This is a genomic window from Sulfurovum lithotrophicum, assembly GCF_000987835.1.
Classification (GTDB): Bacteria; Campylobacterota; Campylobacteria; order Campylobacterales; family Sulfurovaceae; genus Sulfurovum; species Sulfurovum lithotrophicum.
Map to the genome: position 1 here is coordinate 520,005 of NZ_CP011308.1, position 18,056 is coordinate 538,060.

At 44.4% G+C, this 18,056-nt stretch carries 13 protein-coding genes; 8 read left to right on the top strand and 5 right to left on the bottom strand.

Going from position 1 to position 18,056, the window contains the following annotated elements; translation table 11 throughout:
- Positions 1 to 18: 18 nt before the first annotated feature.
- From ribH to recG, 5 genes are all read left to right on the top strand, one after another.
- Positions 19 to 489, top strand: coding sequence for a 6,7-dimethyl-8-ribityllumazine synthase (ribH, locus tag YH65_RS02475; RefSeq protein WP_046550483.1), 471 nt, complete (start codon positions 19 to 21; stop codon positions 487 to 489).
- 81 nt (positions 490 to 570) lie between these two features.
- Positions 571 to 963, top strand: a complete 393-nt coding sequence (gene nusB, locus YH65_RS02480) for a transcription antitermination factor NusB (RefSeq protein ID WP_046550484.1) — start codon at positions 571 to 573, stop codon at positions 961 to 963.
- A gap of 71 nt (positions 964 to 1,034) precedes the next feature.
- Complete coding sequence (locus tag YH65_RS02485; protein WP_046551984.1) at positions 1,035 to 2,090, top strand: dehypoxanthine futalosine cyclase; 1,056 nt, start codon at positions 1,035 to 1,037, stop codon at positions 2,088 to 2,090.
- A gap of 171 nt (positions 2,091 to 2,261) precedes the next feature.
- Positions 2,262 to 3,500 carry a M16 family metallopeptidase gene (locus YH65_RS02490; protein ID WP_046550485.1) on the top strand — a complete coding sequence of 413 codons (1,239 nt, stop codon included), beginning with the start codon at positions 2,262 to 2,264 and terminating at the stop codon, positions 3,498 to 3,500.
- Positions 3,501 to 3,658: 158 nt separating this feature from the next.
- Positions 3,659 to 5,461: an ATP-dependent DNA helicase RecG gene (gene recG, locus YH65_RS02495; RefSeq protein WP_046550486.1), complete on the top strand. Its 1,803-nt coding sequence runs from the start codon at positions 3,659 to 3,661 to the stop codon at positions 5,459 to 5,461.
- A 107-nt stretch (positions 5,462 to 5,568) separates the two neighbouring features.
- Here the strand turns inward: recG and hpf are convergent, their stop codons facing one another.
- The 5 genes from hpf to YH65_RS02520 all read right to left on the bottom strand — a co-directional run bounded on the left by hpf (position 5,569) and on the right by YH65_RS02520 (position 13,025).
- Entirely contained in the window at positions 5,569 to 6,102 is a 534-nt protein-coding gene (gene hpf, locus YH65_RS02500; RefSeq protein WP_046550487.1) for a ribosome hibernation-promoting factor, HPF/YfiA family, read from the bottom strand.
- A gap of 104 nt (positions 6,103 to 6,206) precedes the next feature.
- Positions 6,207 to 6,740 (bottom strand): hypothetical protein, encoded by a 534-nt coding sequence (locus YH65_RS02505; protein ID WP_046550488.1) that lies wholly within the window; start codon positions 6,738 to 6,740, stop codon positions 6,207 to 6,209.
- Positions 6,737 to 7,684: a type II secretion system protein gene (locus YH65_RS02510; RefSeq protein ID WP_169745658.1), complete on the bottom strand. Its 948-nt coding sequence runs from the start codon at positions 7,682 to 7,684 to the stop codon at positions 6,737 to 6,739. Before YH65_RS02510 ends, YH65_RS02505 begins: the two co-directional genes overlap by 4 nt.
- 20 nt (positions 7,685 to 7,704) lie before the next feature.
- On the bottom strand, positions 7,705 to 8,430 hold the full coding sequence (locus YH65_RS02515; protein ID WP_154806460.1) for a hypothetical protein: 726 nt from the start codon (positions 8,428 to 8,430) through the stop codon (positions 7,705 to 7,707).
- 50 nt (positions 8,431 to 8,480) lie between these two features.
- Positions 8,481 to 13,025, bottom strand: coding sequence for an Ig-like domain-containing protein (locus YH65_RS02520; RefSeq protein WP_046550491.1), 4,545 nt, complete (start codon positions 13,023 to 13,025; stop codon positions 8,481 to 8,483).
- Positions 13,026 to 13,755: 730 nt separating this feature from the next.
- Here YH65_RS02520 and YH65_RS02525 point away from each other — a divergent pair.
- The 3 genes from YH65_RS02525 (at position 13,756) to lon (ending at position 18,046) form a co-directional block, all read left to right on the top strand.
- Complete coding sequence (locus YH65_RS02525) at positions 13,756 to 14,424, top strand: pilus assembly FimT family protein (protein WP_046550492.1); 669 nt, start codon at positions 13,756 to 13,758, stop codon at positions 14,422 to 14,424.
- A 401-nt stretch (positions 14,425 to 14,825) separates the two neighbouring features.
- The gene (locus YH65_RS02530) at positions 14,826 to 15,476 is read left to right on the top strand and encodes an outer membrane protein assembly factor BamD (RefSeq protein WP_052746193.1); all 651 of its coding nucleotides are present in this window, start codon (positions 14,826 to 14,828) and stop codon (positions 15,474 to 15,476) included.
- Between the two features lie 149 nt (positions 15,477 to 15,625).
- Positions 15,626 to 18,046 carry an endopeptidase La gene (lon, locus tag YH65_RS02535; RefSeq protein ID WP_046550494.1) on the top strand — a complete coding sequence of 807 codons (2,421 nt, stop codon included), beginning with the start codon at positions 15,626 to 15,628 and terminating at the stop codon, positions 18,044 to 18,046.
- Positions 18,047 to 18,056: the final 10 nt, after the last annotated feature.

Below are 18,056 nucleotides of genomic sequence, written 5' to 3' on the forward strand. Positions count from 1 at the left end.
ATTTAAAGAAGGACAAAAATGAAAATAGTAGAAGGAAATCTTTCCGTAGACAAAAGCAAAAAAGTAGCGATCATCAATGCAAGATTCAACCACTTCATTACAGACAGACTGGTAGAAGGGGCAAAAGATGCCTATACAAGACATGGTGGGAATCCTGATGATCTTGACCTGATCCTCGTACCGGGTGCTTTCGAAATCCCGTTCGCTCTGGATAAAGCTTTGGCATCAGGGAAATACGATGCAGTATGCTGTCTCGGTGCCGTGATCAGAGGTGCGACACCGCATTTTGACTATGTATCTGCTGAAGCGACAAAAGGCGTGGCCAACGTCACGCTCAAGTACGGAAAACCGGCAACTTTCGGCGTATTGACCGTTGACAGTATTGAACAGGCGATCGAAAGAGCCGGAACCAAAGCTGGCAACAAGGGTGCTGAAGCGATGGTAGGACTGATCGAGCTTATCAATCTTTACGGATCATTAGAAAAATAATATGTCAATGACGTAGGGTGTGCAATTGCACACCGTTGTAAATATTGTGGTGTGCAATTGCACACCCTACAAAGGAAACAGATGGCAACAAGACATCAGGCAAGAACAGCAGTCGTAGGTTTGCTTTACGCTTATGACCTGGGCAATGAGAACATCGCCAAATTCTCCGACGAGATACTCGAAGAGGACAAGATACGCAACAAGCAGAGAGATTTTTCGCATGACCTTTTTGACGGGACCATAGAAAATCTCGAAATGCTCGATGCTGAGATAAAGAAACATTTGACCGATTGGGATTATGATGCTATCGGCAGAGTGGAAAAGGCCATTTTGCGTCTGGGGGCCTATGAGATACTCGTAGCCAAAACAGACAGGGCCATTATCATCAACGAAGCGGTGGAGCTTGCGAAATCGCTTGCAGACGAAAAATCACCGCAGTTTATCAACGGCGTGCTGGATGCGATAGGGAAATAATGGTAGGGTGTGCAACAGCACACCATTAATAAAGGTGTGCTGTTGCACACCCTACGGAGAATGATATGACAATGCCAAAAACAAAACGCATGACCATTGATGAAGCCATCGATCTCATAGAGAACGCCGATCTCAAAACACTGGGTAAAATGGCCCTGGCACGCAAAAAAGAAATGCATCCCAAAGGGGTGACCACTTTTGTCGTGGACAGGAACATCAACTATACCAATATCTGCTGGGTCGACTGTAAATTTTGTGCCTTTTACACGCATGAAAAGAAGGAGGATGCCTATATCCTCTCTTTTGATGAGATAGACCAGAAGATCGACGAACTTGTCGCCATAGGCGGAACGCAGATACTTTTTCAGGGTGGGGTACACCCTAAACTTGAGATCGAATGGTATGAGGACCTGGTGGAGCATATCCATCAGAAATACCCGCAGGTCACCATTCACGGTTTTTCTGCCATTGAGATAGACTATATTGCAAAACGTTCCAACCTGAGTATTTCCGAAGTTTTGGCACGCCTCAAGGCCAAAGGGCTCAGTTCCATCCCGGGGGCCGGAGCGGAGATACTTTCCGACAGGGTACGCGACATCATCGCGCCCAAGAAGCTTGACAAGGATACCTGGCTGGAAGTGCATAGGGAAGCTCACAAGCTGGGCATCAAATCGACAGCGACCATGATGTACGGGACCGTAGAGACGACCAGAGAGATCGTGGAGCACTGGGATTACGTGCGTCAGCTTCAGGATGAGACAGGCGGTTTCAGGGCTTTCATTATGTGGTCCTACCAGAGTGACCATACACAGCTCAAAAGAGAATTGCCGACCATAACCAAGACAACATCCAACCAGTATCTGCGTTACCTGGCCGTGGCGAGGCTCTTTTTGGACAATGTCCCCAACATCCAGAGTTCATGGGTAACACAGGGTTCCTATATCGGCCAGATGGCACTGCTTTTTGGTGCGAACGATCTCGGCTCTACCATGATGGAAGAGAACGTTGTTTCCGCAGCAGGAGCAAAGAACGAGATGAACCAGGAAGAGATGGTGCGTCTCATCAGGGATATCGGTGAAAAACCGGCAAAGCGGAATACGGCATATGAGATTTTGGAAAGATTTTAATTCGAAATATTGATGATATTTATTTTATCATGTTTCGGGTTTAACGCGTAGGGTGCTGTCCCCTGACGGCACCTTTGCAGTTTATATACATGGTGCTGTGGGGACACAGCACCCTACGAGGTTCTTATGAAAAAAATTGTTTTATTATTTGTATTATTGCAAGGAGTGCTGATGGCAGAGATGGTAAAAGAGGTTAAAATTAAAGATACGCAGGTTCCTGTAGTATTTGAAGAGGGGAATTTTATTCCCATTGTCTCGTTACAGCTTGTATTTACCAATGCGGGTCACTTGAGCAATACCAAGGACGGTTTGGCAGATATGTCGGCTAAACTCCTGAATGAGGGTACGAAAAAAGACGGCAGTGTGGGATTTGCGCAAAAGCTCGATGACCATGCCGTGGATGTTTCTGCGCATGTCGGACGTGAGAGTTTCGTTTTTGAAGTCTCTGCGCTTAAAAGTGAATTTCCCTATGCCATCGAGAGGCTCAAAGAGCTGTTGCAGGACCCCAACTATACCTCTGAAGCGCTTGAGCAGGTGAAACGCCAGAAGATCGGCTGGCTAACACAGAAGAAGAGTGATTTCGACTACATTGCAGCAACGAAACTAAGAGAAATACTGTTCAAAGATACGCCGCTGGCCAGGCCGTATGATGGGACATTTGAGAGTATCAAGTCTATCTCTCTTGATGATATCAAAGGCTTCGTCTCTACACACTTGGGCTACAACAATGCTATAGCTGTCATAGGAGGAGATATCTCTTTCGATGAGGCAGAAAAATATGTGAATGAACTTTTGCCACTGTTACCCAAGGTAAAAAAAGTGAAGACTCCCTGGTTTACCGCCTCCGATAAAAGAGAAATAGTGTTCATCCCTGAAGATACGCAGCAGGCGTATATCTATTTTGGAGCACCGTTTAACTACACTTACAAAGAGAAAGACCAGTACAAAGCAAAGATCGCAGAGTATATTCTCGGCGGGGCTGGGTTTGGTTCAAGACTGATGGAAGAGATACGCGTCAAGAGAGGGCTGACTTATGGTGCATACTCAATGCTGCGACGTACCAAATACGCTTCCTATCTCAGCGGTTATCTCCAAACGAAACTCAGTACACAGGATGAAGCCAAGGCGCTGGTACAGAAGGTTGTGGATGATTTTGTTGGCAAAGGGATTACGGCTGATGAGCTTGAAGCTGCCAAAAAATTCCTTGTGGGAAGCGAACCGCTCAGAATGGAAACACTCAGTCAGAGACTCAACCGTGCCTACAACGAGTTCTACTATGGCAGGCCGCTTGGTTTCTCCAAAGAACAACTCAAAAAGATCGAGACCGTGACACTGGATGAGATGAACGCTTTCATTACATCACATAAGGAGTTGTCAGATCTTTCATTCTCTATCGTGACGAAAAAATAATATCTATTTCGTGTAAGGTGGATGAACCCACCCTGCGCGATAAACATGACAATCTGACATATTTTCTTCTTTTTATTCCTAACCTTCGTTATAATCGTTCTACAAAAGCATTGCAGCGTAATGCAATCTCGAATTATTAATTCTGAACGGAGTTCAGCGTGGAAGAAGCCAAACAACTTTTTAAAAAACTCAAGATCTATTCTCTGCTCGATCTTGCGCTCATCGTACCGACCTCCTACAACGACACTACCCTTTCAACAACGCTGGAAATAGGAAAGATCCATACACTTGAAGCCAAAGTGATCGAGAGCAGCATTTATGGAGGGAAACTGAGAGTGAGCTTCCTCTTGACACAGTCAGGGCGAAGGATTTCATCCACTTTTTTTCGTGTTACCCCTTACCACCACAAACTCTTTGAAGTGGGTTCAACCCATTATATTCAGGGCAGACTTGAAGAGTACAAGGGCTATCTTCAGATGCCGCAGCCAAAGTCCATCAAACAGGTAGGGAAGATCACTCCAAAATACAAAACCGTACTCAAGGAGAGCGAAATCGCTTCTTTGATGGAAGTGTACATTACAGAGAAGAATCTCTTCAACGAAGGTCTGGATTCCAAAGAAGTGGCGACACTGATGCGTGTACATTTCCCCAAAAGTTTAGATGAAGTGTATGAGAACGGTGGCTACAAGTCCGAGATCTTAGAAGTACTGAAATTCGTTGAAGCCTACAACCACCTTAGAAAACTGCGTGGGAAGAAAGTGGACTTTCCTGCTTTGCGTGCACTTAACGGAGAGATGGAACCCTTTGTTTCAAATCTCCCTTTTACGCTTACAGAGGAGCAGCAGAATGTCATAGTGCAGATACAGAAGGACCTTGCAAGAGAGGACAAAGCAGCAAAACGGATGATCGTTGGAGATGTAGGCTCCGGGAAAACAATGGTGATCCTTGCTTCGGTGATGATGGCTCTGCCGTATAAAAGCATTTTAATGGCGCCGACATCACTTCTTGCACTTCAGCTTTATGAAGAGGCCTGTAAACATTTACCGAAGTCTGTCAGGATCGCTCTGGTCATGCAGGGGAAAGACGAGGGGAACTACCGGGAAGCGGATTTCATCATAGGTACGCATGCGCTTCTGTTCAAAGAGGACCTTCCTGAAGCGTCGCTGGTCATGGTGGATGAGCAGCACCGCTTCGGGACCAAACAGCGCCAGAGTCTTGAGGCACTGGTGAGTTCGGGTGAGCGAAAACCGCACTATCTGCAATTTTCGGCTACACCCATTCCCAGAACGCAGGCGATGATGGAGTCCGAACTGCTCGATGTCTCCCTCATCACCACAACGCCTTTTAAAAGAGAGGTACTGACACAAACCATCGGCAGAGAGGAATTTCCTGACCTGATGACTCATATCAAAGAGGAGATCGCACAGCAGCACCAGGTGCTCATCATTTATCCGCTGGTGGAAGAGAGTTCCGAAGTCCCTTACCAATCCCTGGATGAGAGCAGAGGATTCTGGGAAAGCAGGTTTGACAATGTCTATGTGACGCATGGCAAGGATAAGCAGAAAGAGGAGGTGCTGCTTGCATTCAGGGAAAAGGGAGATATACTTCTTGCAACCACAGTTGTGGAAGTCGGTATCTCTCTGCCCAGACTCACGCTCATTGTCATCGTGGGAGCGGAGCGTCTTGGTCTGGCTACACTGCACCAGCTAAGGGGACGGGTAGGGCGTAACGGCCTGAAGAGCTGGTGCTACCTTTTCTCGAACAGCAAAGAGAACTACAGGCTCGAACAGTTTGCACAGACCGCCAATGGCTTCGAGATAGCCAAACTCGACCTGAAATTTCGTGACAGTGGAGATATACTGGACGGTACTATCCAGAGCGGACAGCGTTTCAAATGGCTGGATATGGCAGAGGATGAAGCAGTTATATCATACGCCAAAGTACGTCTTAAAAATGCATAATAAGTATGATTATAGGGAAAAAGTGTAAAGAAGATATTTTGGACGTTCAGCACTGAATGTACCCAACCAAAGAGACAAATGCCCTTTGGGGTGCTGAACGCTTTCTATTAATAAAGCCCGAATTTGCCGTCAGCTCTTTTGTACATGACCCGCATATGGCCATCGTAGTCGTTAAAGACAATGAACTGTCTTTTCTTCTCATCTCTCAGTGCATCAATGGCTTCTTCGAAGTCAAGAGGCTTGTGCAGTTCTAGATCCATAGGTACGATCTCAATATCTTCAGTTGCGATCTCTGAAACGGCTTCTGCTTCTTCACCCATGTCTTTAAAGCTCATGACCTTATGGTCTTTGATCTTCTCTTTGTGTCTTCTGAGACCTTTTTTTACTCTTTCACTGGCAAGGTCCATCGCGGCATAGACATCTTTGTCAACCTGCGTGATGACGATGGTGTTCTTGTCTTTGAGATTTACAATGAATTCTACATGAAAACCTTTTTTCCCGTTCTTCTCATCTGCCGAAATAACAATGTTTGCCGAGGTAATGTCCAAATTATATTTCTTGAGGCCGTCAAGCAGTGCATCTGCATACGCTTTGATGGCATCGGTCAGTTCGAAGTGTCTTCCTGTAATACTTTTATTCATGATAAATCCTTTAATGTTAGATACGGAGAAAGTCGAAGAGACCCCTTATTCTCCATACTTAATTGTAACTTAATAGGCTTAATAAAGGGTAAATGTAAAATAGTTTAAATCTTTTGCAATGTTCTTCGGTGGTATTTTATCTCATGTGTGGGGGCATCAGGGTTTTTATAGCTGACAAATACATCTACCAGAATGGCTGCAATGGCATCGCTCGCACCTGTATTGTTATAGTCTGTTGTCAGGGTTGTTGTACTGTTCATTGTATTATTGCTGTCATTCAATTTTCGTGTTGGAGAACAAGGCAGGCCATTGCCTATATAATAGAGGCGGGTTTCTACACGGTATCCGCCATTGCTGCTTCCACTGTTCCCTGATACAGCTCCACCCGGGACCAGTCCATTTACAGAGCCGTCAATGTCCTCTATGCAGCTTGGTGTCGTCTGGTTTCTGTCATGGTTGATGACGGCCAGTACTGCAAGTTCTGTATAGCTCCTTGCCAAAAGTGCTGCCTGTTCCTGGCGGTATTGAGCAGAAGTCTGTTGTACGATCTTTCCGGAGGTATTGAAGACAAAAGCTGCCAAAGTTGCCATAATGATGATCACAAAAACAGCAGTGATCAGTGAAAATGCCTGTCTCATAGTATTATTGCCTTTTCTTTGCATATGGTGATATTGTAGTCACCGCCGATATTTTCCTGGGCACAGAGTTTGAATCTGAAAGTATTGCCTGATTCAGCAAATTTAAAGACGGTGACATTGGTGATCACTGTTGCATGCTCTCCTACTGTCGAACTGCAATCAGTACCATTCAGGCGTTCGCCCTCCCAAGGTTGATAATTGTAAAACAATACAAGGTCATAATGTCTGTTTCCCCGATTTTTAGGGCAGATGGAGTAGGCACTCCATGCCAGTTTATAATGCTCCGAAATGACCTTGTTGGCAACCCCTGAACCCGGTGTCTGAAAATCAAGCTGTTCCTCTCCTGTCCGGCTGACAGCAGATATACATGTGTTGTCATTTGAGGTTACGCCCATACAGGTCAAAATGTCATACAGTTTTGGAGTTGAACCATCATCTGTATATCTCATATCTCTGAAAAAAATTGCCGGATATTGGGGACCGCTCAGAGAAACCTGGGAATTTGATAGATTGGAGATAATACTGTCGGTGAGGGAAAGTTTTGAGCCGGGAGTAATGACTTTTGTCTGATCAGAGGCATCAACATCGGCAAACCCGTTCCACGGCGGCCGTATGGAAGCTGAAAAACCGTCATTGTCCGCACCTATCCATTCAAGTTGTGTATGGGTATAGTCCGAATTATTGGTAGGGTCTGTGACTAACAGGAAATCGGACAGGTTATCAGGGTTTTTTGCAATGGTAGTATGAGGAATTCTATGGCTTAGCAGATTTGCTATCTGCTGTGCCGCAAGCTCTGTTTTCAGACTGGCGCTGTATGTAGCACGCTGTAAAAGGTAGTTCTTGTAGACATTGGCAATGATCTCAGAGCCGATCGAAGCGACTATGCCCAAAATAACAATAACTATTGTTACCTCCAAAAGTGTAAATGCGTTTGTGTTTTTCAAAGTATGCTTATATCCCATCATTAAGGCCTGTTGTTATAATATTTTGGTTTCGGTGCACCGATATTGCACATGAATGCAGTAAGTACGATCTGCTTATCATTTATCTCTCCAGCCGTGTTGCCTGAAGTCAGTGTAACCTGGATCAGTTTGATATTTGTGCTGTTAGCGGTGATGATATGTCTGAAAGGGTTTGCAAATGTTGTACTGGTCTGATAGGTTCCGGCAGTATCTGAAACATTTCTTGGTGTATCGTCTCCATAGTAAATGTTAGATGAGACAGTAATATTTTGATCAAGGTAGTCACCCTGATATGTCTCATAATTTTCGGAATTATAGACGCTCACCGTATAGGATTGGCCATTGTAGTCATCTATATCGTTGTAAACTGTTGCATTCACTTCTTCGGTCCCGAGAGATCCCGGTGCGGTAGCAGTTAAAAAAACTGAATTGGTTGCAAGAGCATCTTTACAGTATCTTCCGCTTGCACTGGTAACGCCGACAGGTTTGTCTGTGGTACAGTTTGGTATGGTACCGCTTCCCGTTTGAAGCACAGGTGCACCCAGTGTGGAGTTGGTGTCTGCCTGGTCCCATTCTGTGGTCATGATCATGTTCATCTGGGTGGCTGCTGCGGCTATGGACTCCTGCTGTAAGGCAACATAGGTACTTGCTGTCGAACGCTCTATCAGCCTGGGCGCACTCATCATGACAATACCCATGATCGTTATGGCAAATATAAGTTCAATCATCGCGATTGCTTTTCTCTGCCTTGTAAACCTGGGCAGTATTTCAGTTTTTCTTACCAATTCAATCTCCCACTCGACTGTGTAGAGGGTTCAGTCTCCATAACGTGTCCTGTCTCCCCTTTTCCTTTCCATTTTAATCCCTGAGTAAGAAAATGTATTATGAATTCAGGTATGCCGTTATTTGCAGGGTTGCTGTCATACTTCAGCCATTCATCAGGAGTGATTTGAAAAACAGGATGTACAGGACGCGTGCTGCTCAACGGATACGTAATGGTAATAGTTCCGGTTGTTCCGTTTGTGTCAAAGGTGATATTGCTGTTTGGTGAAATGCTAACCCCGGCCTGTGCTGTAGCAAGAGAGCTGATCTGCCCGTCACCGTTTGATGAAAGATGATCTTTCATGCGGTACCAACCCTCTGTACCTTGAATCTCATCCGGAATGGTCGCGAATCCTGGCAGGATGGAACAGGGCACTACGGCTGTGTCGCAGTATGACATGACATGGATAGTCGTATTGACCAAAGTACCATACTCCTGTTTTCCATCGGTGCCATCAGCTTCTTTGACTTTTGCAAAGTAGAACCAGTGTTCTGCATTGATGCTGACATTGCCATCGGGTATATAATTGCCTACCTGGTTTGCATATGATTTTGCATCGGGTGATGCGCCGCTCAGCATAGAGAAGTTCACATCTATCGGATTGACAACTGCAGCATAAGGTTTTTTGAAGTTGTAAGAGAGGTTGACGTCTGCACTACCATTCAGATCGCTTGTATTGACAAAGTTGGCAGCAACAAGAGATGCATTCATATCGTAACCGCCGCTGTTATCCTGCAGGGTCCATCCATTTACATCCTGAAGCCCCTGCTGGAAGCGTACCGGAGTAAGGTTACTGTCGTTAATATCGCTTTCCTGAACAGGCTGCATTGTTCTGTCCAGCCATAGAACCACATCTTCTGCCGCACATCCGTTTGCAAAGTTGGAGAGTGCTGTACCGTTTTTCCCTTCAGCAGTAATATTGCCTTCCAGTGTAGCGACCATGGTCGTGTCTTGGATCAGGTCATTCATATAGAGCCAATTGATACCGTCATGTGGTCTGGTATGTAAAGTAATGGAATTAAGATCAAACTGATAAGGTTTGTAAAACACATTCAGCTTTGTGAAGTTGTTGTTGAGTGTGCCGTCAAGGCTGGTAAGCTCTGATCCGAAAAGACAACCGGTTTTTTCGTTACCTGTCATATCGTCCGCTGTTGCTCCGAGTATGCAGTCACTGCATCGTTGATCACTGCTGTTTTCGCAGCTAGGGTCAAATATAGTTTTGTAAGGATTGATCGAGGCATTGTCTACTTTGGTCCAGTTGATATCCCATATTTCAAAACTGTATTTTCCTGCATTGTCATGATCGAGTTGACTGATGGCATTTCCATTCTCAAAATTAACTTCAATCGTTTTGTTCCTGTCATCTGCACAAGTGACCGAATCCTCAAATTTATGCAGTGCAGCACTTGCAGCGTTTACACCTGTTTTTGTCGGAGACGGCTGAATATCGTCTTCTTCCTTGAAAATATAGCTGTAGTAGCCTTCTGCAAGGTCATTGGCATTACGAACAGCAGTAAGATTCAGTTCGTATGGGTATTCTGCTGCTATGTTGGTGAAGGTAGCAGCATCATTGTTCTGTGTAATGAAAGATGCAGTCAAATTGGCATCTTGACCCCTGTCACTAAGTCTTACCTCTATTGCTTTAGGACGAATAGCAAAGTTGTCCCTTGCACAGATCGGCTGCGCAAAAAAGTCACGCAAACAGGCATAGCACCCCTGTGCCTGTTGATCATAATCTGGATAGCGTGGACTGGTATAGCTATATGGAGGAGTACATGCATTAGAGCATAAACCTGTAGGGTCCTGTGCTTGGAATGTAGTTGTATAGATCCCGTCAAAATAATAATTCTCATCTTTACGATGATTTGTATTCGGTATTATAGTCCCATTTTCATCTATTAGAAACCACATTCGGAATGTGGCACTTCGAATGGCGTAGGTATTTACAAGATCATTAGGATCGGTAATGTTAATTCGCTCCTCTCCATTGAAATGTACAAACCTTCCTGGCATAACAATGATCGAAGGTTCGGCATTACCACATTTGAAGTAGGAGGAGTTGTCATCAAAAGCGTCGATGTTGATCATTTCGACATCGACTGTGATTCCATTGGATGCATTGGCATCTGTATACTCTCCATTACTGTCCTTGATATAGGATGCAACGGAATAATCAAAGTCCTTCCCTGCGATTCGTGTAGGAAGAGAATAGTGCTCAGTCGGATCACTTGGAACACTACTAAAAACCTTTTCAATATTAAAACGATACCAGTTCGGACTATATACTGCACTTTGAGGACAGCGATCAACAGCCAGAAACTGCCAAAAATCACCGGAACCGTAGTTTAGTGTCACATTCACATCGACGTTAAAATTACCTATAGCACTATCTGAAGTATTTGCTTTAAAATAAAACTTGGTATAGTATCTTTCATTTGGACTGATTGTTCCTCCTGTATTGCCATCAGCTGATCTTCCTTTTCCTATGGCTATGAAAGGCTGAGATGGCGTACTCATGGGGTCGGCATAATTAGTAGGAAGAAGGGTATTACCGTTTGGCAGTGTATAATAGGCCTTATCAGGGTTGAACATGGCTGAAAGATTGCCTGCAGTTTGCATCAATCCCAAACCGACCGTTACCTTTTTAGGATCAATATCTCCCGATATGTCCCAAATGGCGACTGTAAAACTTATCTGATCATCTTTTTGTACAAAAGGGATATTATATGCAGCGTTATCGGAAGGAAGAAGAAACTCATTTCGTTTGAGAACATAGTCATAACAAACATTTGGCTGATACAGCTCTGTCGCAAAACCGAACATCGACAAGAAAATACGGTCATCTTCAGAGTACAGTGTAATGTCTGTTTGGGTTTGATTGTTCTGGATAACAGTACTTACATCGATCTCATCAATATCGACCCCCAGTGTATTTGCAAAATTGGGATTTCTGTCCGTTACATTTTGTCCATTACGTGAAATAGTACCATTTTGTACATTATGTGTATCGTTGAGACTGTCTTCCAAAAAATGTTCTGTACCACTTTTGTCAGTCAGACTCATTCTGTCATCCAGGGCACGGTCACTTTCTCCACCAAAGAAGATAAGGTTGGCATCTACATCACCCTCCCGGGGTGTTTTGAATCCCGCGATATGCTGGGTGATTTCGTCCGGGTAATTATTATCATGACTATAAACCCCTGTAAAGCCGTCAAATAGAGAAATATTCTTGATACTTCTTACATTCCCATTTGTTTTATCTTTAATGATAACGGCAATCGCCCATCCGGACCCCTGGTTTGACATTTCTGTCGCCTGCAGGTCTGCAACCCAGTATGTACCGCTTTGCAGTACGTATTGTTTGATGTTGATGGCTCCTCCATAGTCAAAGACGCTGTCACTCCCTACCATCCAGGCAAATTTGTCTGCCTGGCTGTGTAGCTCGATATAGTTCCCATTGGTTGTCGGTGTTTTCAGGTAAATTCTGTCTGCATTGTTTCTTTTTGCCCTTTCAGTGTTATTGATGGTATAGATACGACCAATCCAATAGAGCCATGCATCGACAACTTCGTCATTTGGTCCCAGTGTCAGGTCTGCTGATGTTGAGTTGGCATAACCGGCATTGGCGGCATTGGGATCTTCATTGATATTTTCTTGAGAATAGCTATTGTTTGATGCAGTGAATGGTGGGTTCTGACAGGTATTGGAATTGCTTTTCCAGCATAGAGACTGATTTCCGATGACGGTCAAATCACCATAAATATTTGTATCTTCCTTGCCATTGATCCACACTTTTGTAAAATCGCGTGGATTGCTTTGGCTGAAGTCAAGTATATTGAAGCTTAAGGTTGCAGATGCAGTTTGTCCTGCTGTATCTGTAATGGTGTAGGTGAGTGTATCTACCCCGACCTTTCCATTAGTAGGGGTGTAGGTAAAAGAACCGTCTGAATTCCACACAATGGAACCTTTGCTTGGAGTAGTTACTTCAGTTACAGAAGTCACCGTTATACCGCTTCCCTGATCAACTCCGGAACCTGTGTCATCAGTCATCATATTGCCGCTGACTGTATTGCCGGGGCTTACTTTATAGCTGTTGTCGGTAGCTACAATATCTGTTAAAGGTTCGTTTGAAACTATGATGGTTACTTCTGCGTAATCGGACAATCCCTCTGTATCTGTAACGGTCAGTCTAATGGTGTGCGTACCTAAAGAAAAGTTGCTTTTTGAAAAACTGATATTGTTGTCTAAAATCTCGCCACCCTCTGTCCAGACATAAGTAAGATCATTGGGATCATCTCTATCGTCTGTACTGCCAGAACCATCAAAGGCAAAGTTCGTTCCTTCCGGTCCAATTGTCGGTGAAACGGTTGCAGAAGCGACAGGTGGTTGATTGGCAGCCGGGGTGAAATCTATATGAAGTGTAAAGTTTCCATAATTACGCGAGTTATAGTTATATAATAATATTTTATAAATTGTATCACTATTAACAGAATAGCTCATATCAATATCATTATCGTATGCTACGTCATTTGTCAATGTTGATGAACAGTCCGAATTGTACAATGCACTATTAGTGTTGGTGTTAGCTCCTGTAGTGTATATATGAACAGTTCCATCAGAAGGCGCGGTGAATTGGTAATAATAGTATCGACCTGAGCGCCGACCTGAGCGCCAGTAATGAGAAAGACTAACGGTAAAACTTGAAGGGATAGTAGTAATGTTTTCAGCGGTGCTGCAGCCATCTCCGGTTGCAGCATTTAACGAATTAGGGAGTAATGGTAAAATTAGCAAAGCCAATAATAAGTTATAATTGCTTTTTTTGTTTGTTTTTTCACAACTTTTCCGTAATAATAATCGATTCAAAAAAAACAGCGGAAAGAGCAGAAAGACAAAAATAGTTTCTATATATTTCATCATAACACCTTTGTTGCCCAATCAATACTGAGCGAAATTGATATGCACTTTAAAACGGCAACATGAACATTAATTTAGTATAATTTATGTTCAATCTAATAGTTTCTGCTCACAGATACATAATCTTCCATTTTCTTTTGCAGCAAACCCATCTTTTAAAGTGCAATACTTTTATATTAAAGAATAGCATATTTTAGATAAAACAAATATAAAATTACTTTCTCTTATTTCTATCTGTTAGTATGTGAAATATACAGTTGAAAAAACTTATGTTATAATAATCAAATTGAAGTTCAAGTTTAGGATGTATCAAATTATGAAGTATAAAGCATTTACCTTGATAGAATTGGTTTTTGTTATTGTTGTGCTGGGAATTATGGCAGCACTGGCCATACCGAGAATGGAACGGGATATCAGGCAGGAAGCTGCTGACAATATTCTTTCTGCCATTCGTTATACAAAACATATGGCACTGTTGGATGATGTAACCGATCCGCGAAATGCAGACTGGCAAAAAGCATTCTGGCGTTTTGGAGTCCGTACCTGTCTTGCTGCGGAAGGGGATGTTTTTTACTATGTCGGATCCGATGAAAACAGAGGGGGAAATATTGACAATGCAGAAGCAGCTGTGGATCCTTTGAATGGTAAGAGAATGCTGGGAGCTGCCGGTACATCGTGTGCCAGCGGTGTCAATAATGGCGCTTCTCCCAATATTTTCATTTCTCATAAATATGGCATTAAAAATACCAATATGTTCACTGGTTGCGGGGGAGGAGATGCCGATGCTGCCAGATATGTAGGCTTTGATCATATGGGACGACCGCATACCGGATTTAGCGGTTCTTCCACTCCTGACTACAGTACCGTTCTGACATCAAACTGTGATCTGACCTTTAAATTTGACGATACAAGTATACCCGATCTTGTCATCAGGATAGAGAAAGGTACCGGACATGCCTATATAGTAGGACAAAATGATTCATAGATCTGGAAAACCATTATAACATGAAATGATTATGGCATAAAAGGTGCTTTGCTGCCCGCATCATTGGCAGACTAATACGTTTTTTACACACTTTAAGATATGATAATAGTTAAGATAACATAAGGGCATCTCTAATAAGCCTAGATACTCATAATGGGTTTTGCAAATGTGAGATTTTGCAAGAGGCTTTCAAGTCCTAGCCAAAGCTAAGATGAAGTAAGCATCTTGTGAAAGATTGCGTTTGCAAAAGCCACCCTGCGGGCATCACTAGCTTTCGCCTATGCGTCGTTACTCTTTTTTGACTTAGCTACTGCTAGGACTTCAAAAGAGTGCCTAGCCTAGACAAAAGCTAGAGATGTTATGATCATCTAGGCTTATTAGAGGTGCCCTTGAAACAGGATATGAATTTGAAGAAAAGTATTTTGATCGCTCTGGCATTGGTATTTGTGTTCGCGGGATGTTCCAAGGACGACGACGAAGTTGCGGAGTTCAACAAGCCTGCGCTCTACTGGTACCAGAAGATCGGGGACAGCATCGCTTCGGGGAATATGGACAAGGCGGATGCCTACTACATTTCATTGAAAAGTGAGCATATGCGTTCTCCACTGATGCAGACGGCGATGATGATGCTTGCCGTCGCACATATGGATAATGAGGAGTATCTGCTTGCCGGCTACTACCTAGATGAGTACAACAAGCGTTTTGGGGGAGAGAAGAACCGTGAATACATAGAATATATGAAACTCAAAGCAGCTTTCCTCGGGATCAAAGATGTCTATAAAGACCAGAAGCTCATTATGGACAGTATCAAGGGGGCGGGGAGTTACCTGCTGCGTTATCCGGGTTCTACCTATACGCCACTTGTCAAAACCATACTGGTCAGACTGCATATGGCCCAGTATCTGCTCAATGAGAATATTGCAGCGTTGTATGACAGGACCGGAAAACCGGAAGCGGCCAAGATATACAGAGAAAAGAACAAAGGCTCTGTCGTGGAGATGGCGGACATCACCCCGCCTGAAAAAGGGATTATCGGGAAGATCTTCGACTAAAACCTTGGCTTTTTAACTCGTTCCAATGCTTGGCGTTGGAACAAGAAAAAATCATTCGATATCCATGAAATTGCCGGATGTTAACCCTCTGTTGATATACTTATAAATAATTAATAATTCAAACCAATATTCAAAAGGAAATAATTACTATGCAACTTAGCGATTATGATGATTTTCCGGTGATACTGCCGATCGTGGTAGAGGATGAACTCTTTCTCTACCCCTTTATGATCAGCCCGATCTTTCTTTCCGACCAGAAAGACATTGATGCGGCTACCGATGCGATGGAGAATAACTCGCTTCTTTTCGTAACCTCTTCTGTTCCTGGCAAAGAGGGAAGTCGTGACTTTGATGCAATGTACAGAGTGGGGGTGGTCGGTTCCATCATGCGTAAAGTACACATCCCCGACGGCAGAGTGAAGATACTTTTTCAGGGACTGGCCCGCGGGCAGATCATCGAACCGGCGGAGGGTGAGTTCAACAGAGCGGTCATCGATATCGTCAAACAGGACGGCTACGATCAGCTCAAAGTCGATGCGCTTATGGGTGTGCTGCGTGACAAGATCAAGATACTCTCTTCGCTCAGCAGCCACTTTCCTGCAGACCTGGTGCGTACCATCGAAGAGAATGACGAACCCAACCGCATTGCAGACCTTGTCTCTTCCATGCTCAAGCTGGACAAAGAAGTTGCCTATGCGCTTTACATCGAACCGGACATCGAGAAAAGACTGCTCGGCCTCATCGATGTTGTGACCTCCGAGATCGAGTCTGCCAAGGTACAGAGGGAAATACGTACCAAGGTACATACGAAGATAGAACAGACCAACAAAGAGTATTTCCTCAAAGAGCAGCTCAAAGAGATACAGCATGAGCTCGGTATGGATACGCAGCGTGAAGAGGAGATAGCCGCTTTCAGGGAAAAAGTGGAAGCGCTCAAACCGCATTTGACCGAGGATGCCTACAAGGAGATCAGCAAGCAGCTTGACCGCCTTGCCAGGATGCATCCGGATTCTGCCGATGCCAATGTACTTCAGTCCTATCTGGAGTGGGTACTTGAAGTACCGTTCGGGAAACTGACCAAGAAGAACCTGAGTGTCAAAGAGGTCGCCAATGAGCTTGACAAGGACCACTACTCGCTGGAAAAACCCAAAGAGCGTATTATCGAGTTCTTTTCGGTAAGAGAATTGGCGGAACTCAGAGGGGTCAAGCAGAAAGAAACAGGCGGTGTCATCCTCTGTTTTGCAGGGCCTCCGGGTGTGGGAAAAACCTCACTGGCAAACTCCATTGCTACGGCACTGGGCAGGCCGCTTGTGCGCATTGCACTGGGTGGTCTTGAAGATGTAAATGAGCTGCGCGGACACCGAAGAACCTATGTCGGGGCGATGCCCGGGCGTCTGGTGCAGGGGCTCATAGAGGCCAAAAGCATGGACCCTGTCATCGTTCTCGACGAGATAGACAAAGTAGGGCGCAGTATGCGGGGAGACCCGACTGCGGCACTGCTGGAGATACTTGACCCCGAACAGAACAGTAAATACAGGGATTATTACCTGAACTTCAACATCGATCTGAGTAAAGCAATCTTCATAGCTACAGCCAACGATGTGGGACGTATTCCCGCACCGCTGCGTGACAGAATGGAGTTCATCGGCTTGAACTCGTATACGCCAAAAGAGAAATTCGAGATTGCCAAACGCTACCTGATACCGCAGGAGTTGAAGAAGCATGCCCTTAAGCGTAGAGAATTCTCTATCTCTGACAAGGCTTTGAAGATACTCATCGATGAGTATACCAGAGAAGCGGGGGTGAGAAACCTGCGTCGACGCATTGCGGGACTGATGAGAAAAAGTGCACGTATGCTGCTTGAAGACAGTACTAAAGACCATATTACCATAACGAAAAAGAATCTGGAACATTTTGTCGACAAGAAGGTATTTGAAATATCACTTGTGGACAAAAAACCGCAGGTGGGTGTCGTCAGTGGGCTTGCCTGGACAGCTGTTGGAGGAGATGTACTGACCATTGAGGCTATCAAGATCAAAGGAAAGGGGATGCTCCAGCTTACCGGAAGTCTCGGCGACGTAATGAAAGAGTCTGTACGTATCGCCCATTCTGTAGTGAAGATACTCATTGACGAGAAGAAACTGAAGATCAGCCCTTCGTGTATCCCTCATACAGCGAAAGAGAGAGAGGAGCGTATCTCTGTTGATCCAAGCGAGGTTTATAAACGCTATGACCTGCATATCCATGTGCCGGAAGGGGCTACACCTAAAGATGGGCCGAGTGCGGGCATTACTATGGTAACGGCGATCGCTTCCATTCTAAGCAACCAAAAAGTAGATAACAGGGTAGCTATGACGGGTGAAGTGACACTGACAGGGAAGGTCCTGCCTATCGGCGGTCTGAAAGAGAAGCTCATTGCTGCTTACAAAGCGGGGGTGACCAAAGCACTTATTCCCCAGAAAAATTATGAACGTGACCTGGACGATATCCCCAGTGAGGTCAAGAACAACATCAAGATAATCGGTGTTTCGAATGTGGATGACGTATTGTCAGAAGTATTTGTAAAATAGAAGTTACGTG

Coding starts and splice junctions, on each gene's coding strand:
- lon (WP_046550494.1), top strand. CDS start 15,626: ATGCAACTTAGCGATTATGATGATTTTCCGGTGATACTGCCGATCGTG.
- YH65_RS02525 (WP_046550492.1), top strand. CDS start 13,756: ATGAAGTATAAAGCATTTACCTTGATAGAATTGGTTTTTGTTATTGTT.
- YH65_RS02490 (WP_046550485.1), top strand. CDS start 2,262: ATGGCAGAGATGGTAAAAGAGGTTAAAATTAAAGATACGCAGGTTCCT.
- YH65_RS02505 (WP_046550488.1), bottom strand. CDS start 6,740: ATGAGACAGGCATTTTCACTGATCACTGCTGTTTTTGTGATCATCATT.
- YH65_RS02530 (WP_052746193.1), top strand. CDS start 14,826: ATGAATTTGAAGAAAAGTATTTTGATCGCTCTGGCATTGGTATTTGTG.
- YH65_RS02515 (WP_154806460.1), bottom strand. CDS start 8,430: ATGATTGAACTTATATTTGCCATAACGATCATGGGTATTGTCATGATG.
- YH65_RS02520 (WP_046550491.1), bottom strand. CDS start 13,025: ATGAGCTATTCTGTTAATAGTGATACAATTTATAAAATATTATTATAT.
- YH65_RS02485 (WP_046551984.1), top strand. CDS start 1,035: ATGCCAAAAACAAAACGCATGACCATTGATGAAGCCATCGATCTCATA.
- ribH (WP_046550483.1), top strand. CDS start 19: ATGAAAATAGTAGAAGGAAATCTTTCCGTAGACAAAAGCAAAAAAGTA.
- hpf (WP_046550487.1), bottom strand. CDS start 6,102: ATGAATAAAAGTATTACAGGAAGACACTTCGAACTGACCGATGCCATC.
- nusB (WP_046550484.1), top strand. CDS start 571: ATGGCAACAAGACATCAGGCAAGAACAGCAGTCGTAGGTTTGCTTTAC.